This is a genomic window from Micromonospora sp. NPDC050695 (assembly GCF_040654415.1).
Classification (GTDB): domain Bacteria; phylum Actinomycetota; class Actinomycetes; order Mycobacteriales; family Micromonosporaceae; genus Micromonospora.
Map to the genome: position 1 here is coordinate 176,305 of NZ_JBFAHZ010000009.1, position 23,136 is coordinate 199,440.

The following is a 23,136-nucleotide window of genomic DNA, read 5'->3' on the forward strand; positions in this document are numbered from 1 at the left end:
GGAGAGCGCAGCTCATGGCCAACCACACCACCGGCACCCCGCACCACCTTCGACACCCGACCCGGGCAGGGTTGGCCGCCATCGCCGCCACCCTGCTCGCCGCCACATCGGTGACCGTCCTCGCGGTCACCGGCACCGCCACCCCGGCCTCGGCGGCCGGGCTGTCCCCCTTCGACATCCCCGGCCGCGGCGCGACCGTGCCGTTCGTCGAGCAGGAGGCGGAGAAGGCCGCCCACAACGGCACGAAGATCGGCCCGGACCGCCGCTACGGCACGCTGCCGTCGGAGGCGTCCGGCCGGGAGGCGGTCACCCTCGACGCCGTCGGCGAGTACGTCGAGTTCACGCTCACCGCCCCGGCCAACGCGGTCACCTTCCGGATCAGCCTGCCGGACAGCCCGGCCGGCACCGGCCGGGACGCCGCCATCGACCTGCGAGCCAACGGGACGCTGCTGAAGTCGGTCCCGGTGACGTCGAGGTACGGCTGGTACTACGGCGGATACCCGTTCAACAACAACCCGGGCGACACCAACCCGCACCACTTCTACGACGAGACCCGGGCGCTGTTCGGCAGCACCCAGCCGGCCGGGACGAAGATTCGCCTCCAGGTCTCGTCGACGGCCCAGTCGCCGACGTTCACCGTCGACCTGGCCGACTTCGAGCTGGTCACGCCGATCGCCAAGCCCAGCGGTGTGCTCGACGTGGTCACCGACTTCGGTGCCGACCCGAGCGGCGCGACCGACTCGACCGCGAAGTTCCAGGCCGCGGTCGACGCCGGAAAGGCCCAGGGCAGGGCCGTCTGGATCCCGACCGGCGCCTTCACCCTCTGGGACCACGTGGTGGTCGACGGGGTGACGCTGCGTGGTGCCGGACCGTGGTATTCGGTGCTCGGCGGCCGGCACCCCACCGACCGCAAGCGGGCCGCCGGCGTCTACGGCAAGTACGTCCCCGGCGGCGGCTACACCGGCGAGATCCGGTCACACGAGGCCGGCGGGCCGAGCCGCAACGTCACGCTGCGGGACTTCGCCATCATCGGTGACATCCGGGAACGGATGGACGACGACCAGGTCAACGCCCTCGGTGGGGCGATGTCCAACTCGGTCGTGGACAACCTGTGGCTGGAGAACACCAAGGTCGGGGCGTGGATGGACGGCCCGATGGACAACTTCACCATCCGCAACAGCCGGATCCTGGACCAGACCGCGGACGGGGTGAACTTCCACACCGGCGTGACCAACTCGACGGTGACCAACACGTTCGTCCGCAACACCGGTGACGACGCCCTGGCGATGTGGGCGCAGAACGTGCCGAACGTCAACAATTCCTTCACGCACAACACCATCGGCGTGACCCTGTTGGCGAACCACCTGGTCAGCTACGGCGGCCGGGACATCACAATCACCGACAACGTCACGGCCGACTCGCTGACCAACGGCGGCGGCATCCACGTCGCCAACCGCTACCCCGGCGTGCAGGGTGCCACCGGTGTCCAGGGCACCTGGACGATCGCCCGGAACACCCTGATCCGCAACGGCAACTCGGACTACAACTGGAACTTCGGCGTCGGAGCGATCTGGTTCTCCGCCCTCAACGAGGCGTTCCAGAACCCCACCATCAACATCACCGACACCGACATCCTGGACAGCTCGTACGCGGCGCTGCACTGGATCGAGGGCCAGACCAACGGAATCAACCTCACCAACGTGCGCATCGACGGCGCCGGCACGTACGCCCTCCAGGTGCAGGCGCCCAGCCAGGTGTCCTTCACCAACGTGCGGGCCAGCAACATCGCGCAGAGCAATCCGATCCACAACTGCGTGGGCGGGGGCTTCCAGATCACCCAGGGCTCGGGCAACTCGGGCTGGTACACCCCGACCCCGTACTGCGGCCCGTGGCCGGACCCGCAGTGGGGCGGTGGCCCGACCTCGCCGCCTCCGACCACCACGCCTCCTCCCACCACGCCGCCCCCCACGACCCCGCCTCCCACCGGCGGGAACCTGGCGCTGGGCCGGTCGGCGACCGCGACCAGCACCAACCAGAGCTACACGGCGGCCAACGTGGTGGACGGCAACGCGGCCAGCTACTGGGAGAGCGCCAACAATGCCTTCCCCCAGTCGGTCACCATCGACCTGGGCTCGGCCCGCTCGGTCGACCGGGTGGTGCTCAAGCTGCCCAGCGGTTGGGAGCAACGCACCCAGACCCTGTCGGTGCTCGGCTCCACCGACGGATCGTCGTACGCCACCCTGGCATCGTCGGCCGGACGGGTCTTCAACCCCGGCGCGGGCAACACCGTGTCGATCGGCCTGCCCTCCGGTGACCGCCGCTTCATTCGGGTGACCGTCACCGGCAACACCGGCTGGCCGGCCGCGCAACTCTCCGAGGTCGAGGTGTACGGCGGCACGTCCACCACCCCGCCGCCCACCACGCCGCCCCCGACCACCCCGCCCCCGACCACCCCGCCGCCCACCGGCAACCTGGCGGCCGGGCGCCCGATCACCGAGACCAGCCACTCCGACGTGTACGCGGCGTCCAACGCGGTGGACGGCAACCCGAACACCTACTGGGAGAGCGCGAACAACGCGTTCCCGCAGTCGGTGACGGTGGACCTGGGCGCCACTCGAACGGTGTCCCGGGTCGTGCTGAAGCTGCCACCGTCATCGGCCTGGCAGACCCGCACCCAGACGCTGTCGGTGCTCGGCTCCGCCGACGGCTCGTCGTTCTCCACCGTGAAGGCGTCCGCCGGCTACACCTTCAACCCGGCCAGCGGCAACACCGTCACCGTGACCTTCACGGCGACCAGCCAGCGGTACCTGCGGCTGACCGTGACCGGCAACAGCGGCTGGCCGGCCGGTCAGCTCAGCGAGTTCGAGGTCTATTCCAGCTAGACCGGCGGCCCCCGCCCCGCCAGGGCGGGGGCCACCCGGTCCCGGCGACCCGGGTGCAGCGCCGCCCCGGGCCGGCCAGAATCCCGTCCCCCAACCGTCCCCCACCTGTCGCGGCACGACGGGCGTACCCCGGCACCCGTCACCGGGCAACGCACCACACCCCACCCCCGAAAGAGGTGTAGCGACCCCATGTCCAGAACCGGTACCAGACGAGGCACCCCGCCGAGCGGCGCGCCCCGAACCAGCCGCAGGATCCTCGCCGGCGCGCTCGCCGGCCTGCTCCTCGCCACCGCCCCGGTCGTCACCCCCACGGCCAGCGCCGCACCGGCGGTCGACGCGTCCGCGTCCGCCGCCCGGATGGCCCTGCTCGCCGGGCTCTCCGCCACCATGACCGCCAGCAGCTACAACCAGAACTACGTGGCGGGCAACGCCAACGACGGCAGCGCGTCGACCTACTGGGAGAGCGCGAACAACGCGTTCCCGCAGTGGATCCAGGCCGACCTCGGCGCCACGGTCAACGTGGACCGGGTGGTGCTGAAGCTGCCGCCCTCCTCGGACTGGCAGACGCGTACGCAGACGCTGTCGGTGCTGGGCTCGACCAACGGCTCGTCCTTCACCACCCTGAAGGCGTCCGCCGGCTACACCTTCAACCCGAGCAGCGGCAACACCGCGACCGTCAGCTTCACCGCCGCCAGCACCCGCTACGTACGGGTGCAGGTCACCGGCAACACCGGCTGGCCGGCCGCGCAGTTCTCCGAGGTTGAGGTGTACGGCGCCAGCGGCAGCACGGACACCCAGGCGCCGAGTGTCCCCGGCAACCTCGCCTACACCCAGCCCGCTGGCGGGCAGGTCCGGCTCACCTGGTCGGCGTCCACCGACAACGTCGGGGTGACCGGCTACGACGTGTACGCCAACGGTGGGCTGCGCGGCAGCGTCAGCGGCTCGACGCTGACGTACACCGACAGTCAGCCCGACAGCGCCACGGTCTCGTACTACGTGCGGGCCAGGGACGCGGCCGGCAACCAGTCGGCGAACAGCAACACCGTGACCCGGACCGGCACCGGCACCCCGCCGACCGGTACCAACCTGGCGGTCGGTAAGCCGATCACCGCCTCCGGGTACGTGCACACGTTCGTGGCGACCAACGCCAACGACAACAACGTGGCCACCTACTGGGAGGGCAACGGCAACCCGAGCACCCTGACCGTGCAGCTCGGCGCGAACGCCAGCCTCAGCCAGGTCGTGCTGAAGCTCAACCCGGACTCGGCCTGGGGTACGCGTACCCAGAACATCACTGTGCTCGGCCGGGACCAGGGCTCGTCGACGTTCACCACCCTGGTCGGCGCGGCGAACTACACGTTCAACCCGTCCAGCGGCAACACGGTGACCATCCCGGTCTCCGCTGCGGCGGCCGACGTGCGGCTGTCGATCGCCTCGAACACCGGCGCACCGGCCGGGCAGGTCGCCGAGTTCCAGGTCTTCGGCACTCCGGCGCCGAACCCGGACCTGACCGTCACCGGCATGTCGTTCAGCCCGTCCGCACCGGTGGAGACCAGCACCATCACCCTCTCGGCCACCGTGCGCAACGCCGGATCGGCGGCCTCGGCGGCGACCAACGTCAACTTCTACCTGGGCTCCACCCGGGTGGGCACCGCGTCCGTCGGTGGCCTCGCGGCCGGCGCCTCGACCACCGTCAACGCCAGCATCGGCACCCGGGACGCGGGCAGCTACCCGCTCAGCGCGAAGGTCGACGAGTCGAACACGGTCGTCGAGCAGGACGACACCAACAACAGCTACACGAACCCCAGCCCGCTGGTGGTCAGCGCGGTCGCCAGCGCCGACCTGGTCGCCTCGGCGGTCGCCTGGTCACCGGGCAACCCGTCGGCCGGCAACACGGTCACCTTCTCGGTGTCCATCCGTAACGCCGGCAACCAGGCGTCCACCTCGGGTGCGCACGGCATCACGCTCACCGTGCTCAACGAGTCCGGCACCGCGGTCCGTACCCTGACCGGCTCGTACTCCGGTGTGATCAACGCCGGGGCCACGGTCGGCCCGATCACCCTGGGCACCTGGACGGCCGCGAACGGCAAGTACACCGTCCGGGTGGTGCTCGCCGCCGACGCCAACGAGCTGCCGGTCAAGCAGGCCAACAACACCAGCGACCGCCCGCTCTTCGTGGGGCGCGGCGCCAACCTCGGCTACGACATGTACGAGGCCGAGGACGGCACGACCGGCGGCGGTGCCGGGCAGGTCGGGCCGAACCGGGAGATCGGCAACCTCGGCGGTGAGGCGTCCGGACGTCGCGCGGTCACCCTGAACAGCACCGGCGCGTACGTCGAGTGGACCACCCGGGCGGCGACCAACACCCTGGTCACCCGCTTCTCCATCCCCGACGCGCCGGGTGGTGGAGGCATCGATTCGACGTTGAACATCTATGTCAACGGCACCCTGCACAAGCCGATCAACCTGACCTCCAAGCACATCTGGCTCTACGGCGCGGAGGCCGGCCCGAGTGACTCGCCGAGCGCCGGCCCGCCTCGCCACCTGTACGACGAGGCCAACGTGATGTTGAACTCGACCATCCCGGCCGGCAGCAAGATCCGCTTGCAGAAGGACCCGGCCAACACCACCACGTACGCGATCGACTTCATCAACCTGGAGCTGGTCGCACCACGGGCCAACCCGGACCCGTCCCGCTACCGGGTGCCGAGCGGTTTCAGCCACCAGGACGTCCAGAACGCGCTGGACGCGGTCCGGATGGACACCACCGGCAACCTCATCGGTGTCTACCTGCCGGCCGGCACGTACGAGACCGCGCAGAAGCTCCAGGTGTACGGCAAGCCGATCACGGTGACCGGCGCGGGCATGTGGTACACCCGCTTCCAGACGCCGACCGGCCAGCAGAACACCGACGCGGGCTTCCGGGTGGAGTCCTCGGCCAGCGGGTCGACCTTCTCGTACCTGGCCTTCTTCGGCAACTACACCAACCGCATCGACGGGCCGGGCAAGGTCTGGGGTGAGCTGAAGGACGTCGACAACATGACCCTGGACAGCGTCTGGGTCGAGCACACCGTCTGCGCGTACTGGGGGGTGAGCGTCAGCGGGCTGACCATCCGCAACAGCCGCTTCCGCAACACCTTCGCCGATGGTGTGAACCTGACCAACGGCAGCACCAACAACCTGGTCACCAACACCGAGGGGCGGTCGAACGGCGATGACGCGTTCGCCCTCTTCTCGGCCACCGACCAGGGCGCGTCGACCGGCAACAACGGCAACGTGTTCGAGAACCTCACCGCCACGTTGACGTGGCGGGCGGCCGGGCTGGCGGTCTACGGCGGCTACAACAACATCTTCCGCAACCTGTACATCGCGGACATGTTGACGTACTCCGGGATCACCATCAGCTCGCTGGACTTCGGCTACCCGTTCATCGGCTTCGGAGCCAGCCCACCGACCCAGTTCCAGAACATCTCGATCATCCGGGCGGGTGGCCATTTCTGGGGCTCCCAGACGTTCCCCGCGATCTGGGTCTTCTCCGCCTCGAAGGAGTTCCGCGGCATCCGGGTGTCCGACGTGGACATCGTCGACCCGACGTACTCGGGAATCATGTTCCAGACCAAGTACACCGGATCGCAGCCGGAGAACCCGATCACCGACACGGTGTTCACCAACATCTCGATCAGCGGTGCCCGCAAGAGCGGTGACGCGTTCGACGCGAAGTCGGGCTTCGCCGTCTGGGCCAACGAGATGCCGGAACCCGGTCAGGGCCCGGCGGTCGGCTCGGTCACCTTCAACAACCTGCAGTTGAGCAACAACGCCGTGGACATCCGCAACACCACGTCGACCTTCACCATCAACCGCAACTGAGCTAGCCGGCACCGGATGCCGCCGGGAGGTTCGCCCCTCCCGGCGGCATCGTGCCGTGCCGGCCCTCGCCGGCGGCGAACCGGGCCGCGCCGGCCGCCGCGTCGGCGGCCAGCGAGGCCATCCCGTACGCCAGCTCGGTCGCCAGCGCCTCCGGCTCCGGGCGGCCGGCGCCGGCCAGCACCGCCGCCCGGTCGTTGCGCAGGCAGGTCTGCGGATGCCGGGCGATCGCCGCCGCCAGCTCCTCGGCCGCGGCCCGCGCCCGGCCGGGTGGCACCAACCGGTTGACCAACCCCATCGAGTACGCCTCGTCCGCCGGCACCGGACGGCCCGTGAGGATCAGGTCCAGTGCGCGACTCTCGCCGATCAGCCGGGGCAGCCGGACCGTGCCCCCGTCGATCAGGGGTACGCCCCAGCGGCGGCAGAACACCCCCAGCGTCGCGTCGGACTCGGCGACCCGCAGGTCGCACCAGAGCGCCAGCTCCAGCCCGCCGGCCACCGCGTACCCGGAGATCGCCGCGATCACCGGCTTGCTGAGCGTCATCCGGGTCGGACCCATCGGCCCGTCCCCCTCGGGCTCGACGCGGTTACCGCTGGGCGTGCCGATCGCCTTGAGGTCGGCGCCGGCGCAGAACGTGCCGCCCGCCCCCCAGAGCACGGCCACCGCCGCGTCCGGGTCGGCGTCGAAGGCCCGGAAGGCGTCCGCGAGCGCCCGGGCCGTCGGCCCGTCAACGGCGTTCCGAGCCTCCGCCCGATCGAGAATGATCGTGGTAACCGGACCTGCGCGCTCCACCCGTACGCTCACCGCTCCAGCATGCCCGCCCACCGACGATTTGTCGTCGGCGACCGGTTTGCTACCGCGTTCGCCGGGAAGTCGGTACTCGTGCGAGCACTTCTGACGAGAGTTGAGCAGGCATCCGGTATGGACCGGGCCGGTGACCGGTTGCAGCGGGCGGTCCTGAGCACGCTGCGTCCGCGACGACTACGGGACCTGCTGCACGGGGTGACGCTGGGCCATCCGCTGCACCCGGCCATGGTGCAGGTGCCGGTGGGCGCCTGGATCAGCGCCGCAGTGCTGGACCTGATGCCCGGGCAGCGCCGTCCCGCCACCGTGCTGGTCGGTCTCGGCACCGTCAGCGCGGTGCCGGCGGCCGTCGCCGGGCTGAACGACTGGGCGGCGCTGTCCCGCGACCAGCGCCGGGTCGGCCTGGTGCACGCCGCCGCGAACACGGTCGGCATCAGCCTCTACGCGGGCTCGCTGGCCGCGCGGCTCTCCGGGCGGTACGGCGTCGGCCGTACCCTCGGCTTCCTCGGGTTGTCCGCGGTGAGCCTCGGGGCCTACATCGGCGGCCACCTGGCGTACAAGCAGGGCGCGCAGGTCAACCAGAGCGTGTCCGAGCTGCACCGGATGAGCGACGGCTGGCACTCCCTGGCGGACATGGCCACCCTGCCGCAACGCACTCTGATCACCCGTGAGGTGGACGACGACATCTCGGTGATCCTCTACCGGCACGGTGACGAGGTCACCGTGATGTTGGAGCGCTGCCCGCACCAGAGCGGACCACTCGGTGAGGGTGAGGTGCAGGAGATCGACGGTCACGCCTGCGTGGTCTGCCCGTGGCACGGCAGCGCGTTCCGGCTCAACGGTGGCGAGGTCATGCAGGGCCCGTCCGGCAACGACCAACAGATCCTGCCCACCCGGATCCAGAACGGCGTGCTCCAGACCCGCCTGCCCTGACCACCATCGGGCCACAGCCCTCGACCGGGCGCGGGGTTACCGAAGACCCCTGCCTCCAGGTCATATTTATGCCTCACAGGTATCGCTCTGCGGGCACCTCGGCACCGAGCCCGCTCGTGGTCACCCGAGCGGCCGGGTCAACGCCGGTGCCTGCCGACCGGCGGGCCGTCCGGCACGGAGTCCAGGCCATGCCCGCCGTCGAGCAGCCCGTCGGGGGTGTCGCCGCCGGTCCCGCTCTCGTCATCGGTCCAGGTTGGCGCCCCGGCGGGTGCGGTCCCACCGAAGGACGCCCCGGCGGGCGCGTTCCCACCGAAGGGCGCCCCGGCGGGCGCCGCGTCACTTGCCGGTGAACCGGTGGCTTCGCTGGCCGCCGCCCGGCTGGCGGCCCACGCTGCCCCGCTGCTCCGAGCCGGGCCGCTGCCCCGAGCCGTGCCGCCCCCGCCCCGAGCCGTGCGGCCAGCGGTGCGAGCCGCGCGGCCCATGGTCGTGCGGGAGGCCGCGGCCAGTCGAGGTGCCGCACCGGCGGTTGCCGGGCGGCGGCGCAGCCCGAGCACCGCGCCGATCTGGGCGCCCACGATGCTCGCCACGGCCAGCACGGCGGAGACCGCGAGCGGTCGGTTCACCCGGTCGGTGGTGCCGGCCCGTGCCGCGCCCACGGTCATCGCTGGCGGTTGACCCGCCGACTCCGTACCGCCGGGTGGTGCCGGATCGACCCGCTCCGGCGCGGTCCGCTCGGGTGCCGGCCGGGGTGCCGGCGGCTTGGGCGGGGTGGGTCGGCTCACCAGCCGGCCGGTCGCATGCGGTCGTTTGCCCTGGTCGGCGGCCTCGGTGGGCAGCCGGAGCAGTTGGCCGGGATGGATCCGGTCCGGGTCGTCCAACCGGTTCAACTCGGCGAGTCGTCGGTAGTCGCCGAACTCGTCCAGATAACGCTCGGCCACCTCACCCAGGTAGTCGCCCCGGGCCACCCGGTACACCTGTGCCGTGGTGTCGGGTGTCGCAGCCGCGCGGGTCGGCGCGGCCACGGTGCTGACCGCCGGGGTGCCCGGCGGGGCGTACGTCGGACCGGCGTAGACCGCGGCGGCGCTGGCGGCGGCCGGGCTGGCGGCGAGGATCAGCGCGACCGAGCCGACCAGCGCGGCGGCGGCCTTCTGCTGGCGGCTCATCCCGGGCAGCTTCGGAGCCGGACGGCGCAGGGTCTGCGCCCCCAACTCGACGAGGACGGAGAAGGCGAACGTGGCCCAGCCGAACCAGCCGGCGAGAGCCAGTGCCCGCAGGAAGAGCTGACCGTCGTCCCGGCTGGTCAGCGCGGTGCCCACCTCGCTGATGGTGGGCAGGTGGTCGGGCAGCGGGTTGCCGGCGAAGGCGATCAACGCGACCGGCGCGCCGGCCAACAGCGCGCAGAGCACGACCAGCGCGCCGACGCCGGTGAGGATGCGTCCGGTCCGCCGTACGACGGACCCACCCGATACGGGCATGGCTGCCTCTCCCTTCCTACGGTCCTGCGGTGATGGCCCGGGCGGTCGCCTCGCCGGTGACGGTGACCGTCCCGGGGAAGCCGATCAGCCCGAGCATCGAGCGCTGGTAGGTGATCGTGACGGTCACCCGGATCAGGGTTTCCCCGCCGACCTGCGGGAAGCTCACGGTGTGGCCGGTGGTGCCGGCGGAGGTCAGGTAGTTGCCGACCGCGACGACGGCCTGTGGTTCGTCGATCCGCTTCGGTCCGCCCTCGATGGCCGTGGCCAGGTCGATGGCCTGACCGCCGGCCCGGGCGGCTTCCGCGGCCAGATTGTTGGCGCGTTGCAGGGTGCGCAGCTGCCCGGCGCCGTCGAAGGAGAGGCCCACGATGGCCAGGACCCCGACCATCGCCACCGCCAGGAAGATGCTCACCCGGCCGTGCTCGGCCGACCACGGTGACGGCGGCGTCCGGGTGGCCGTGGTCACTGCCGGCTCCGGTAGCGGTCCAGCGGGGACGTGAACTTCGCCGTGATCAAGTTGTCGGTCGGCATTCCGGGTAGGACGTCGAGGGAGATGTCCGTGAAGGACACCAGGCAACTGATCTGCACCGTCACCGTGGCATCCACGCCGACCGGGCTGCTGAACGCGTCGTCGAAGCTGGCGGCCGTGCCGGCCACCGAGCCGGTGAACGTCAGGTCCAGGGGGTTGGCGCAGGCCAACCCGGACCAGTCCAGTTGCTTCTCGGCGGCGTTCCGAGCGGCGTCCCGGGCGGTGTCGGCGTTCCGGGAGATCGAGGCGGCGCGGGCCGCGTCGTGCGCGGCGGTCTCGATCGACTCGGCCGCCACCGCGCTGCGACCGGCCACACCGGCCAGCACCATCAGCGCGATGAACGCGGGCGCGAGCACCGCCACCTCGATGGAGACCGAGCCCCGCTCGGCGGTGCGGTTCACGGCTGGGTCACCCTCTCCACGGTGCCGTGGGCGGTCTGCTGCACCGCGAAGTCCACGCCCGGTACGACCGACAGGGATCTACCGGAGACCGTGCAGGTCACCTCGGTGTCCGCGTCGGTGATCACGCAGGTGGGGCCGGGGTTGTCCCAACCGACGAGCCAGCCACCGGCGGTATTCAGAAACTGGGTGGCGCTGGCCACGCCGGCACCGTCCTCGGCCTGCTGCACCCGCTGGGCGTTGACGCCGCTCTGCGCGGCGTTCAACGCGGCGGCGCGGGCCAAGAAGACGGCCGACACCTGCAGCGACGCGAAGAGCAGCACCAGGATCACCGGCATCACCACGGCGAGTTCCACCGGGTTGGCTCCCCGCTCCCGGTCGACGGCCACGAGGCGGTGCCGGGCGGTGACTACCGCCCGGCGCCACCTCGGGTACGCGGCCTGACTCATTCGGGCTACTACGGCGCCGTCGGGTTTCCGAAGGTCGGGATGTTGGTCATCCAGTTGTTGGCCCTGCTCAGGGCCAGGCCGGTGACGACCGTGGCGACGAAGACCAGCCCGAAGATGATCACGGCGGTCGGCACCGGGCTGTCACCGCGCTCGCCGTCGTGGCGCAGCTCGGCCAGGCGCGTCGTCATCACGACGTGCAGATAGCTGAGGATGGACATGGCGTACTCCTTCACGGGGGTGGGGTCAGATGCGGGCGATGAACGGATAGACGACGAAGCCGAGCAGCACGAAGACGAGCAGTGCTCCCGGAATGTCGAGTCGACTGGTCACCCCCTCGGCCCGGGCGAGGTTGTCGGTGCGGATCTGGTCGCGTAGCGAGTCGGCCCGGCTGCGCAGGGTCTCGTGCACCTGTGCGCCCTCGCTGCCTGAGGAGCGCATGATCGCGCCGACGTCGCCCAACTCCGGGATGCCGATCTTGTCGGCGAGTTCGCGCAGCTCGTCCCAGGGAGCGTGCATCTGCATCTGGGCGATCCGCAGTGACTCCTGGATCCGGTCGAACACCCAGCCGTCGCAGACCGCCGCCGCCCGCTCCAACGACTGGACCGGCCCGTGCGCGGCGGAGAGCTGCAACGCGACCAGGTCCAGGTAGGTGCAGACGGCCTGGCGGAACTCGTCGCGGGCGGCATCGGCCTTGGTCAGCACGGCCCGGTGGGCCAGCAGGCCGCCCATCAGCGCCAGGCCGAGGCTGCCCAGCACCGGTACGACCAGCGGGAACGAGATACCGAACGCCAACAGCGCCACCCCGAGCAGGGTCGGCGTGGCCAACCCGATCAGCGCGGACAGCAGCACCGACAGCGCGTACTGCTCGGGGGTCTGACCGATCAGGGCGAGCTGCCGGTGCGGCGGCCGCAACCAGCGGGACAGCCCGGTCAACCAGTCCAGCCGCCGGGACGCGGGAGTCGGAACCCGTCCGGTACCCGCCGGCTGGTGCAGTCGGCGCAGCGCCGGCCCGAGCGCCGGAGTCGCCGGCACCAACTCCCGGATCACCAGGAACAGGCCCAGTCCGATCCCGGCACCGCCGCACACCGCGATGGCCAGCTGCCAGTTGACGATCATCACGCGATCACCTCGCGCGGATCCGGCGCCGGCAGGAACCGGGCCGGGCGCTGCGGCTGGCTCATCGACCGCACCCAGGCCAGCAGGCTGATGAACGCGGCACCGAGCGCGGCCATCACCACCTGGCCGACCGGGGTGCCGTACGGCTTGATGTACTCGGTGTTGATCAGCCCGTACGCCAGGGTGGCCAGCGTCATTCCGGTGAGGAAGCGGACCGCGAACCGCGGCTGGGTGCGTTTGGCCTCGATCTCCCGACGGGTCGCCACCTCGGCCGCGGCCGCGCCGGCGATCGAGCCGAGCACGTCACCGAGCCGCTCGCCACGGTCGCTGAGGTGCAGGATCAGGGCCGCGACCACCTGGTCGCAGACCGGGTCGCCGATCTCGTCGGCGAACGCCAGCAGCGCGGAGCGCGCCATCCAGCCGGCCTGCAGACGCGAGGCGAGCAACCGGACCTCGTCCTCGATGCCGGGCGGAACGCTGCCGATCGTCCCGATGATCGACTGTTGGAGGCCCTGCCCGGTGCCGGAGACGTCCTTGAGTCGGCGGGTCCATTCGCCGACCGCCTCGATCCGGGCGATCGCCCGCTGCTCGGCCTTGCCCACCCCGAACAGCCACGGGGCGCCGGGCACCGCGACGGCGACCAGCAGGCCCACCACCGGCAGCCCGGTCAGCAGGAAGGCCAGCGCTCCGGCGACCACCGCGGCGAGCAGGAGCACCTGGTAGGCGCGCCGCTCGGCGGGTGTGCTGCCGGAGCCCCGCCACAGCCGGCTCGGGCCCGACCCGGCACCCGGCGCCGGCCCCGCGGGCTTGCGGGTGCCGACCAGTGCCACCACGGCCAACAGCAGCCCCGCCACACACGCGGCCCCGGAGATCACCGCGATCAACTCCAGGCTGTCGGTCATCACGTCACCGCCGGGCCAGTCGGGTCTGCCGAGCCCGACGCCAGGCACCCGTGCCGGCGTCGATCCACCGGGTCAGCAGCCGGGCGTCGTAGCCCACCCGCAGCAACTGGTCGCGAACGCGTTCCGGCAGGTGCCGGGGGACCGCGCGACCGTCCGGGCCGGGCCCGAAGACGGAGGTGGTGGTGATCCGGCCACCCTCGCCGGCTCCGATGATCTCCTCCACGTGCGAAACGAACCGGTGTTTGCGCCCGCCGATGGCGGTCTCGTCCTCGACGGTGACGTAGACGATCAGGTCGAGGGCGTTGCCGGCCATCCGGCGGGCCTGGTCGACGGTCATCTCGCGGCCGTGCGCCAACGCCAGCTCGACGATCCGTTCACCCACGCCGGCGGCCGAGCGGGCGTGGATCGTGCACATCGAACCCCGGCTGGTGGTCATCGCCTGGAGCATCGGCACGATCTCCCGGGACCGCACCTCACCCACGATGATCCGCAGCACGCCCATCCGCAGCGAGAGCGGGATCAGGTCGGCGATGGTCACCTCGCCGGCCGGGCGACCGTCGAAGCCGCGTTCGCCGTGCCCCTCGCGGGCCTCGAAGCTCATCACGGCCCGGTGCCGCTCGCGGCGGCGGGCGGGCAGCAGCTCCCGGCTCTCCTCCAGCAGCACGTACGGCTCGTCGGGCGGGATCTCGTTCATCAACGCCCGGATGATCGTGGTCTTACCGGCGCCGGCGAGACCGGCGACCATGATGTTCAGCCCGGCGCGCATCGCCGCGCGGAGGAAGTCGCGCAGCAGCGGATCGATCATCTCGTCCAGGTCACCCCGGGCGCCGGCCACGTCGTCCAGGCTCACGTCCAGCGTATTGTGCTTGCGGATCACCGCGTACGGGCGGTGGCTGACCAGGAACACCGCGGCCAAGCGGCTGCCGTCGGGCAGTTGCAGGTCGAGGGTGGGCTTCACGGTGGACAGGGACCGCTCGGTCGCGCCCGCCCGGCGGGCCGCCGCCTGGAGGATCTCCACCAGTTCGGCGTCGCTGTCGGCGATCGGTTCGGCCCAGTCCACCCCGCCGCCGTGCCGGGTGATGCGCACCTGGTCGCAGCCGAGGATGTGCACCTCCTCGATCGTGTCGTCGACCAGCAGGGTCTGTAGCCGGCCGAGGCCGACCAGTTCGGCGGTCACCTGGTCGAGCAGCAGGCGTTCCTCGTCGGCGGCCATCGGGGTGCCGGCCCGGCGGACCGCGTCGGCGTACTCGGCGACCACCGTGACGGCGAGGCGTGCCCGCTCGGTGTCCTCCTCGTCGACGGTGAATTCCCGGCCGCGCTGCCACAGGGTGAGCCGTTCGGTGAGTTCCCGCCGCAGCTCCCGGACGACCTGGAAGTCCATCCGGGGGCGGAGTGGCTGCTCCGGCCTCGGCGGGCCGGGTGTGGGTGCGGGTGGTGGCACCGCCTGGGACTGGTGGTGGCGGCCGTTCGGCGTGGGCAGCGGAGGTGCGATGGAGGTGGCGCCCGGCGGCTGCTGGCGCGGGTCGGCGGAGACCGGCTCAAACCGCATCCGGCACCCCCTGCTGCACGGGCCAGGCAAGTCGTGCCTGCCGGCGTTCCAGCAGCGCGCCGATCGGCACCTCCAGCGCGGCCGCCGCGCGCAGCAGCGGCCGTCCGGATCGCACGGTCCCACCGAGGCCGAGCACCCCGGCGGTACGCGGGTCGTGCGGCAGCCGGGCGATCACCGGCAGTTTCATCGCGCGGCTGATCTCGGCCCGACCGTGCCCGTCGCCGACCAGCAGCAGCCGCAGGGTGCCCGGCGGTACCCGATGCTCGGCGAAGTCCCGTTCGATGGCGGTGACCACCGCCCGCGTCCCGGAGAGGTCGGGCAGGTTGGCGCGGGTCACCAGCAGCACCACCGAGGCGGCGCGCAGCAGCGGCCACGGCGGGCCGGCGACGTGCAGCCGGCCACAGTCGACGAGGACGTCGTAGCCGGGGTTGCCGCGGTCCAGGGCGTTGAAGTAGTCGGCGAAGCGCTGCCACAGCGGGGTGACACTGCCGGCCTGCGTCGGGTCGACGAGCCCGGGCAGCAGCAGCCGTTCGCGGCGAGGTGCGTCCAGGTCGACCAGTTGGGACCAGAACGCGGTCTCCAGGTTGCCGTCGCGCAGCTCCCCGACAGCCAGCTCGCCGATGCCGCGCGGCCCGTCCAACTGGCCACCGAGGTAGCCGGCGAGGATCGACCCGCCGGACGGGTCACATTCGGCGAGCACCAGCCGCCGGTGCCAGGTCAGCGCGCAGGCCAGCGCCGAGGTGGTGACGCCGGGCGAACCCTTCGCGGACACCAGCGCGACGATCGCCATGCTCAGGCCGCCTCGGTCAGTACGACGGCGATGCGCTTCTGTGCGGCGAGCGCCACCACCGCGGGCACGTCCCGGACGGGCAACGCGAGGTACACGACCTGGTCGTCGTTGGCCTGGTTCACCATGTCGATCACACTGGCCGTGAACCGGGTGCCCGTGGCGGCCGCTTCGCCGTTGGCGTTGCTGTCCGGGGTGCTGACCAGCAGAACCTTGTCTCCGGGGTGCAGTTTGCGGGCCGGCACCTGCGCGGTCTTCAGGCCGAGCGCGATCTGCTGCTGCCCGGGGCCGAGCAGCGGATCGTCGGTGATCTGGGACAGCGTGAGCAGAGTGCCCGGCACCAGCGCCACGGCGGCCCTCTTGCCGACCACCTCGTCGAGCCGGCCGGCGGGCACCGGCCGCAGCCCCTGCCCTCCGGCGACCTGCACGGTGATCAGGTCGGCGGTGCTGATCTCCCGGCCCACCTCCACCGGCCGGGCCACCGCCAGGTAGCTGCCGGTGGCGCGGACCGAGGTGACCGCGAAGGCCGCGCCCAACCCGCCCAGGGCGATCAGGAGTACGGCCAGACCGAGCAGCCCGGGGCGGACCCGGCGCTGCCGGACGACCTTGGGTGGGGTGACCGGCGCGTCCACCGACCCGGTTCCGTTGCGAGTCGCGAGGCTCATCTGGTGACCACCTGGAGTTCGTTGATCTGGATCGGCACGGTGCCGCTGGTCCGGGTCTGCGGGATCTGCCCGGTCGTCTCGCCGTCGCCGGTCCACCAGCGCACCGTCCAGTGCGTGGTGGCGCCGACGCGGTACGTGCCGGCCTTCGAATAGCCCGTGTGGAAGCCGCAGTCCGGGGAGGGTTTGCCGGCGTAACTGCCCTTCGCGTCGTACGGGGTGCCGGCGGTGGTGCAGGTGACCGTGTCCTTCTTGTTGCCCATGTCCCAGACGATCCGGTCGACCTTCGCCTCGATGGAGACGGTCAGGCCACGGTCGGACGCGGACGCGCGCAACGGGCCGAAGTAGCTGGCGCTCGGGGTCGCCCACATCCAGACCGGCAGGCCGACCAGGCCGGGGCCGACGTCCTTGCGGGGCGCGACTCTCAGGCGCGCCGGGAGCAGCTTGATCGACGCGAGGGCGCGGCGAGCCAGCTCCTCCGGGTCGGGCGGTGCGCCGTAGCCGGGCGGCGGCCCGTCCCGCAGCTCCTCGCGCTGGCTGCCCTGGTCACCGCCGTTGCAGGTCAACAGGTACCACTGCTGGCCCTCGGGGGTGTTGGCCGGTTGCGGCTCCTCCAGCTTGTAGTAGCAGCCGTCGCCGTTGTTGAACCAGCCCAGCACATCGTGGTAGCAGGGAACAGTCTGCCCGGCCCACTGGCAGACACCGCCGCCCCCACCTCCGCCGCCGTCGTCCCCGCCACCGCCGTTGTCACCGCCGCCGCCGGGGGTGCCGGGCTCGTCGTCCCAGACGCTGCAGTCGGGCTGGTCGGGCGGGCAGCCCGCCCCCGGGTCCGCGCGGCGGGCGGCGGCGGCCGGCAGCGTCCCGCCGACCACCAGCAGCAGCGCGAGGCCGATCCCGGCGAGCGCCCGGCGGGGCGTCCCGACCCGGGGGGTACGGGCCGGGGCGCCCCTTCCTCCCCGGGTCAGCACGGCTGGTCCCGGTGCGTCGTACCGGAGTTGATCAGCCATCGACCGTCCGGGTAGCGGGTGGCGGTGGCGGTGGAGAGGTGCTTGCCGCCGCCACTGCCCGGGACCACCCGCATGTCCTTGGCGTAGACCAGCCGGTAGGCCGTCGTGTCCAGGCAGTCCTGGATGTCCACGGTGGCCGGGGTCGCGTCCAGGCTGACCGCCGTGACGGTCGGGTCGGACTTCACCGTCCCGGTACGCATAGCGCCGTGCTCCTTGGCCTCGTGAATGGACAACCGGACCCGGGTGAGAAGTGGATCAGCGAGGAACCGGGACAGTTCCGGCGCGCGCGGATCGCTGCGTCCGCTCGCCGTGCGGGAGGCCGCGAGATAACCGGAGTACGCGTCCAGTGCCGCCTTTTCGGCGGCTTGCCGTTCGACCTCCGGGTCGGTCTGCTGCCCCTCTTCCCGGGCCGCCGTCGGCCTTTCGACGGCGTCCCGTCCGCTGGCGCAGGCCGTGGCCGGCACCGCCGCCACGACCGCCAGCAGGCAGATTGCCGCTCGCCTGAGCTGCCGTCCGCGCACCGTCGAGCCTCCTCGTGGTCGCCTGGCGCGGTGACGGGTCACCGCCGCCGGACATGCGGAAGCGCGCCCGGATCAGCACATCCGGAGCTGTTCATTGCGCTTCTGCATTCACCGTTACGGATCTTCTACAAATGCAAGGTCCCGTGTCGTCCAGTTGTTGTAGTGAGGCTTGCGTCACACTCAAGGGGCGAGCATAAGCTGACGGTCGCCGATGCAACAGAGGCAATTCAAGTGAACACTCTCCGTGATGGCAGGTGGTGGTGACCGGTGTCCGTGCTGCACCCCCGACAGTGGCCGAATGATCGGCCGACGATGATCGGGCGTGGCCGGGTCGGACCGAGTCCCAGCGACGCGTCCGCCGGTCCCGGGAGTGGGACATCGCGGCGTCATCCCGGCATCCGGCTGGGCCTCGCCGGCCACGACGTTGCCGCGCGGGCCACCGCGACAGCCGTCCCGGAACCAGCCCGGGAGGCCCTCCGGGGCACCGCGGCGCAGGTCGCTTTCTGCGCCATCCGCTACACCAGAGCGATCCCTCAGTCACGATCCGTGTTCATGTTGCGGGAGGGCACCTGCCGATCGGGACGGCCGACATGGCACTGACCGGCCCCCCGGCAGCCGTTCCCGGGCAGGAGGACCCACCCGATCGGAGTCGACGGCGGGCACGAACGGCGCGGCTCGGCCCGGTCGCGGGTCATCTCCGGCTCCCGACCGTGCTCCCTACTGTGCTCGCGATCGTGGCGGTCAGCCCGCTGCTGCGGTTGGCCGCCGTGCGGCACGCCGTACCGTCGGGCACCGCCAACCGCACCGGCTGCGACGCCTGCGGCGCGCCGATCGGCCTGACCCGGCCCTGGCCCGCGCTCGGTCCGACCGCTCGGTGCGGTCGCTGCCGGGCCCGGGTCGGCCCGCCGGCAGCCACCATCGAGCTGGCCGTGCTCGGCGCGGTCGTTCTGCTGCTGTCGGTCGGACCACCGGTCGGGCCGCTGTGGGCGCTGGCCTGGTGGCTCGGCTGGACCATCCCGGCGGTCGTCGTCGACCTGGCCGTGCACCGTCTGCCGGACCGTCTCACCCTGCCGGCAGCCGCCGGGACCTGGCTGTTGCTCGGCCTGGCCGTGCTCGGCGAAGCCACGCTGGGGTCTTGGCTGCGTGCCATCGCCGCCGGCACGGGGTTGGCGTTGCTCTTCGCCGCGAGCACGCTGCTGCTCGGTCGCCGCGGCTTCGGGCTGGGCGACGCCAAACTGGCGCTCAGTGTGGGGGCGCTGCTCGGTTGGTACGGCTGGCCGGTCCTGCTGCTCGGGATGCTGCTCGCGTTCGGGCTGTCCGCGCTGGTCAGCGTAGGACTGCTGGCGGCCCGACGGGCCCGCTGGAGCACCCACCTGCCGTTCGGCCCGTTCCTGCTCCTCGGCACGGCAGCCGCCCTCCTGCTGGCAACCTGACCCGACCCCGACCCCGACCCCGACCCTGCGCCCGCCGCCCTGCGCCGTGCCCGGCCACCCTGCGCCGCGCGGACCCGCCGCCCTGCCGCCCTGCGCCGCGCCCTGCCGCCCTGCGCCGCGCGGACCCGCCGCCCTGCGCCGCGCTCGGCCGTCCTGCGCCGCGCCCGGCCGTCCTGCGCCGCGCCCGGCCGGCCTGCGCCGCACGGACCCGCCGTCCTGCGCCGTGCCCGGCCGGCCTGCGCCGTGCCCGGCCGGCCTGCGCCGTGCCCGGCCGGCCTGCGCCGCGCGGACCCGCCGCCCTGCGCCTGGCCGCCCGGCCGCCCGGCCGCCCGGCCGCCCGCAAGATCGTGCTCGATCCAGGATGTAGTGGTCTCGGCCGGTCTGAGAGGCCACTAGAACCAGGATCAAGCACGATCTTGCGGGCGGACCCGCCGCGCGGACCCGCCGCGCGGACCCGCCGCGCGGACCCGCCGCGCGGACCCGGCGCGCGGACCCGGCGCGCGGACCCGGCGGGCGGACCCGGCGCGCGGACCCGGCGGGCGGACCCGCCGCGCGGACCCGGCGGGCGGACCCGGCGGGCGGACCCGCCGCGCGGACCCGCCGCGCAGGCCCGCGGTCAGGGACGGGTACGGCTTGCCAGTTTTGAGGTTGGGCGGGTGGTGCGGTCGGCCCGGCGGCGGAGCGCCTCGGCGGTCGGGCGGGCCAGCAGTGGGGTCAGTAGGGCGGCGAACAGGGCGCCGAGCAGTACGCCCGCGGCCACGTCGTGCGGGTAGTGCACGCCCACGAAGACGCGGGAGAAGGCGGCCAGCACGGCCAGTGGCAGCGCGATCAGTCCGAGCCGGCGGGACAGCAGCAGCGTGGTGACCGCCAGGGCACCGGAGATGGTGGCGTGGTTGCTGGGGAACGACCAGTCCCCCGGTGGTGGGCAGGTGCCCGCGATGATCGCCCGGCCGACCGCCCGGCAGGGCCGATCCTCGTCGACGACGGTCTTGAGCCATTCGCTGCTGGCGTACGCCAGGAGGGTCGGCACCGGCGCGACCAGGGCGAGTGCGCGGTCGTGCGGGCCACCGGACAGGCGTCTCAGCGCGGCCACCAGCAGCAGCGCGCCGAGCAGCAGGAGCACCCACTCGGTGGCGTGCCCGACGAACCACCGCAACGGGTCGGGGCTGCCGGCGGCGGCGTTGACGACGTCGCGGTACCACTCGGCGCTGATCTCCGGAACGTCCATGCTGCCGCTGTCGGCCATGCATCACCTCGCCATATGTTCGTACCTCGTTCACCTGGGGGACATCGTATAAACGCGGCAGAGGGCACCGCTGCGTGGAGGGAGGTCAGGCCGGTCGCGCGACCTTCGTCCAGCAACCGCACAGCCTGCTCTGCTTGGCTGGTCGGGGACGTCGGCATCCACAGGAGGCTTCGTGTACACCAGTTCGGCCACCGATCAACCGTCGTCCGCTGCCGGGGCGGTGGGTGACGAGATCTGGCGGATCCGGCGTACGGCGGCGGACCTGGACCGGCTCGGCGAGACCGAGTCGATCTTCGCGTTGGGCAACGGGTGGGTGGGCTGGCGTGGCGTCCTCGACGAGGGCGTGCCGTGCGGGATGCCGGGCAGCTACGTCAACGGCTTCCACGAGCGGCGGGAGCTGAGCTACCCCGAGGAGGGGTACGCGTTTCCGCAGGCCAGCGACACTGTCGTGAGCGCGCCGAACGCCGCGCTGATCCGGCTCTGGGTGGACGACGAGCCGCTGGACCTCCGCACCGGGACGCTGCGCAGCCACGAACGGGTGCTCGACCTGCGCGCGGGTGTGCTGCGCCGGGACACCGAGTGGATCTCGCCGGCCGGGCGGGGGGTACGCATCCGTAGCACCCGGCTGGTGTCGCTGCCCCGGCGGCCGGTGGCCGCCGTCCGGTACGAGGTCGAGCCGCTGGACGGTTCCGTCGAGCTGCGGGTCTGCTCGGATCTGCTGGCCAACGAGAGGGTGCCGGAACGCTCGGACGACCCCCGGGCGGCCTCGGTGCTCACCGACCCGCTGACCGGTGAGGCGTACCGCGCGGACGGCCTCGACGGGGTGCTGGTGCACCGCACCGAGCGCAGCGGCCAGCGGGTCGCGGTGGCGGTCAGCCACCTGGTGGACGCCCCGGGCACGGTGACGGTCACCGGTGACGCGACCCTGGACCGGGTACGGCTGACCGTGGCGGGCCGGCTGCACCCGGGGGAGCGGCTGCGGTTGACGAAGTTCGCCGCGTACGAGTGCGGAACGGTCGACGGTACGCCCGTCGACGAACTGGCGGGCCTGGTGGCCGCCGAGGCGGATGCGGCCCGCGCGGACGGCTTCGACGCGCTGCTCACCGACCAGCGTGCCGCCCTCGACGCGGCCTGGCAGGTCGCCGACGTGCAGCTCGACGGTGACCCGGACCTTCAGCAGGCCCTCCGGTTCGCGATGTTCCACCTGATCCAGGCGGGTCGTCCGGACGGGGACCGGACCATCTCGGCCAAGGGGCTGACCGGCAACGGCTACGACGGGCACGTGCTCTGGGACACCGAGAGCTACGTCCTGCCGGTGCTGACCTATCTGGCTCCGGCGGTGGCCCGCTCTGCGCTGAGGTGGCGGCACGCGCACCTGCCGGAGGCCCGGGAGCGGGCCGCTGAGCTGCGGCTGACCGGCGCGACGTTCCCGTGGCGGACCATCGGCGGCCGGGAGTGCTCCGGCTACTGGCCGGCGGGCACCGCCGCGCTGCACGTCAACGCCGACATCGCCGACGCGGTACTGCGTTACGTGGCGGCGACCGATGACCAGCGCTTCCTCGCCGAGGCGGGGCTGGAACTGCTCGTGGAGACGGCCCGGCTGTGGCACGGTTTCGGCCACTGGTCCGACTCGACGACCTTCCACCTGCACGGGGTGACCGGCCCGGACGAGTACGCCGCGCTGGTCGACGACAACGTCTTCACCAACCTGATGGCCAGGCGCAATCTGCGGGGCGCGGCGGACGCCGCCGAGCGCCTGCCCGAGCTGGCCGGTCGGCTCGGTGTGGACCGGGTCGAGGTGACCGGCTGGCGGGCCGCCGCCGACGCGATGGCCATCCCGTACGACCGCGAGCGCGGGGTGCACCAGCAGGCCGCCGGTTTCACCGCGCAGCCGGAGTGGGACTTCGCGAGCACCGACGAGGACGACTACCCCCTGCTGCTGCACTATCCGTACCTGGAGCTGTACCGCAAACAGGTGGTCAAACAGGCCGACCTGGTGCTGGCCATGCAGCTCTGCCCCGGCGAGTTCACCGCCGCCGAGAAGGCCCGCAACCTGGCCTACTACGAGGCCCGCACGGTCCGCGACTCGTCTCTGTCGGCCGCACCGCAGGCCGTGCTGGCCGCCGAGGTCGGGCATCTGGATCTGGCGTACGACCTGTTCGCCGAGTCGGTGCTGCAGGACCTGGCGGACCTGGGCGACAAGACCGCCGACGGGCTGCACCTGGCGTCGCTGGCCGGTGCGTGGCTGGCGCTGGTGCAGGGCTTCGGTGGGCTGCGCGACGACCGTGGGGTGCTCTCCTTCGATCCCCGGCTACCGCGGCGGATCGACCGGCTGGCATTCAGCCTGCGCTGGCGCGGGCACCGGCTGCGGGTCACCTTGACTCCCGCCGAGGCCCGCTACGAGCTGCCCGACGCCGCCGCGGACGTCGAGGTCGAGCTGTGGCACCACGGCGAGTCGCTGCGGGTCACCGGTGCCGCGCCGGTCACCCGGCCGATGCCGCCGGTGCCCGACCCCGGGCCGGAACCACCCTCCCCGCCGGGTCGCCGCCCCACCCGCCGCTCGACCGACTGATCCGCC

At 72.3% G+C, this 23,136-nt stretch carries 18 protein-coding genes and 1 pseudogene; 5 read left to right on the forward strand and 14 right to left on the reverse strand.

The window, feature by feature from the left end; genetic code table 11:
- The first annotated feature begins 14 nt into the window (after window positions 1–14).
- On the forward strand, window positions 15–2,882 hold the full coding sequence (locus tag AB0H52_RS09920; RefSeq protein WP_357946408.1) for a discoidin domain-containing protein: 2,868 nt from the start codon (window positions 15–17) through the stop codon (window positions 2,880–2,882).
- A gap of 189 nt (window positions 2,883–3,071) precedes the next feature.
- Window positions 3,072–6,749, forward strand: coding sequence for a discoidin domain-containing protein (locus AB0H52_RS09925; protein ID WP_357946410.1), 3,678 nt, complete (start codon window positions 3,072–3,074; stop codon window positions 6,747–6,749).
- Window position 6,750: 1 nt separating this feature from the next.
- Here AB0H52_RS09925 and AB0H52_RS09930 read toward each other — a convergent pair whose 3' ends face one another.
- Window positions 6,751–7,551, reverse strand: coding sequence for a crotonase/enoyl-CoA hydratase family protein (locus tag AB0H52_RS09930; RefSeq protein WP_357946413.1), 801 nt, complete (start codon window positions 7,549–7,551; stop codon window positions 6,751–6,753).
- A gap of 78 nt (window positions 7,552–7,629) precedes the next feature.
- On the opposite strand from AB0H52_RS09930, the gene AB0H52_RS09935 reads away from it, so the two are divergent.
- Window positions 7,630–8,484 carry a Rieske 2Fe-2S domain-containing protein gene (locus AB0H52_RS09935; protein ID WP_151492329.1) on the forward strand — a complete coding sequence of 285 codons (855 nt, stop codon included), beginning with the start codon at window positions 7,630–7,632 and terminating at the stop codon, window positions 8,482–8,484.
- Between the two features lie 521 nt (window positions 8,485–9,005).
- Here AB0H52_RS09935 and AB0H52_RS09940 read toward each other — a convergent pair.
- The 12 genes and pseudogenes from AB0H52_RS09940 to AB0H52_RS09995 all read right to left on the reverse strand — a co-directional run.
- Window positions 9,006–9,959: pseudogene (locus AB0H52_RS09940) on the reverse strand (LysM domain-containing protein); the annotation flags it as partial.
- 16 nt (window positions 9,960–9,975) lie between these two features.
- On the reverse strand, window positions 9,976–10,347 hold the full coding sequence (locus tag AB0H52_RS09945; RefSeq protein ID WP_225854745.1) for a hypothetical protein: 372 nt from the start codon (window positions 10,345–10,347) through the stop codon (window positions 9,976–9,978).
- Between the two features lie 74 nt (window positions 10,348–10,421).
- Entirely contained in the window at window positions 10,422–10,889 is a 468-nt protein-coding gene (locus tag AB0H52_RS09950; RefSeq protein ID WP_151492326.1) for a TadE/TadG family type IV pilus assembly protein, read from the reverse strand.
- Complete coding sequence (locus tag AB0H52_RS09955; protein WP_151492325.1) at window positions 10,886–11,335, reverse strand: TadE/TadG family type IV pilus assembly protein; 450 nt, start codon at window positions 11,333–11,335, stop codon at window positions 10,886–10,888. The genes AB0H52_RS09950 and AB0H52_RS09955 overlap by 4 nt, the downstream gene beginning before the upstream one ends.
- Window positions 11,336–11,343: 8 nt before the next feature.
- A complete protein-coding gene (locus AB0H52_RS09960; RefSeq protein ID WP_151492324.1) occupies window positions 11,344–11,553 on the reverse strand; it encodes a hypothetical protein in 210 nt (69 codons plus the stop codon).
- Window positions 11,554–11,578: 25 nt separating this feature from the next.
- A complete protein-coding gene (locus AB0H52_RS09965; protein WP_151492331.1) occupies window positions 11,579–12,451 on the reverse strand; it encodes a type II secretion system F family protein in 873 nt (290 codons plus the stop codon).
- On the reverse strand, window positions 12,451–13,353 hold the full coding sequence (locus AB0H52_RS09970; protein WP_151492323.1) for a type II secretion system F family protein: 903 nt from the start codon (window positions 13,351–13,353) through the stop codon (window positions 12,451–12,453). The genes AB0H52_RS09965 and AB0H52_RS09970 overlap by 1 nt, the downstream gene beginning before the upstream one ends.
- A gap of 4 nt (window positions 13,354–13,357) precedes the next feature.
- Window positions 13,358–14,902, reverse strand: coding sequence for a CpaF/VirB11 family protein (locus AB0H52_RS09975; protein WP_278125279.1), 1,545 nt, complete (start codon window positions 14,900–14,902; stop codon window positions 13,358–13,360).
- Complete coding sequence (locus tag AB0H52_RS09980; protein ID WP_278125278.1) at window positions 14,892–15,692, reverse strand: ParA family protein; 801 nt, start codon at window positions 15,690–15,692, stop codon at window positions 14,892–14,894. Before AB0H52_RS09980 ends, AB0H52_RS09975 begins: the two co-directional genes overlap by 11 nt.
- A 2-nt stretch (window positions 15,693–15,694) precedes the next feature.
- A complete protein-coding gene (locus AB0H52_RS09985; RefSeq protein WP_357946419.1) occupies window positions 15,695–16,354 on the reverse strand; it encodes an SAF domain-containing protein in 660 nt (219 codons plus the stop codon).
- Window positions 16,351–17,358 carry a hypothetical protein gene (locus AB0H52_RS09990; protein WP_278125275.1) on the reverse strand — a complete coding sequence of 336 codons (1,008 nt, stop codon included), beginning with the start codon at window positions 17,356–17,358 and terminating at the stop codon, window positions 16,351–16,353. Before AB0H52_RS09990 ends, AB0H52_RS09985 begins: the two co-directional genes overlap by 4 nt.
- Window positions 17,313–17,879 carry a hypothetical protein gene (locus AB0H52_RS09995; protein WP_151492319.1) on the reverse strand — a complete coding sequence of 189 codons (567 nt, stop codon included), beginning with the start codon at window positions 17,877–17,879 and terminating at the stop codon, window positions 17,313–17,315. The genes AB0H52_RS09990 and AB0H52_RS09995 overlap by 46 nt, the downstream gene beginning before the upstream one ends.
- Before the next feature lie 710 nt (window positions 17,880–18,589).
- On the opposite strand from AB0H52_RS09995, the gene AB0H52_RS10000 reads away from it, so the two are divergent.
- Window positions 18,590–19,312 carry an A24 family peptidase gene (locus AB0H52_RS10000; RefSeq protein ID WP_278125273.1) on the forward strand — a complete coding sequence of 241 codons (723 nt, stop codon included), beginning with the start codon at window positions 18,590–18,592 and terminating at the stop codon, window positions 19,310–19,312.
- Window positions 19,313–19,928: 616 nt separating this feature from the next.
- Here the strand turns inward: AB0H52_RS10000 and AB0H52_RS10005 are convergent.
- Window positions 19,929–20,558, reverse strand: a complete 630-nt coding sequence (locus AB0H52_RS10005) for a phosphatase PAP2 family protein (protein ID WP_151491647.1) — start codon at window positions 20,556–20,558, stop codon at window positions 19,929–19,931.
- A 172-nt stretch (window positions 20,559–20,730) separates the two neighbouring features.
- Between AB0H52_RS10005 and AB0H52_RS10010 the strand changes: the two genes are divergently transcribed.
- Entirely contained in the window at window positions 20,731–23,130 is a 2,400-nt protein-coding gene (locus tag AB0H52_RS10010) for a glycosyl hydrolase family 65 protein (protein ID WP_357946425.1), read from the forward strand.
- The last annotated feature ends 6 nt before the right edge of the window (window positions 23,131–23,136 follow it).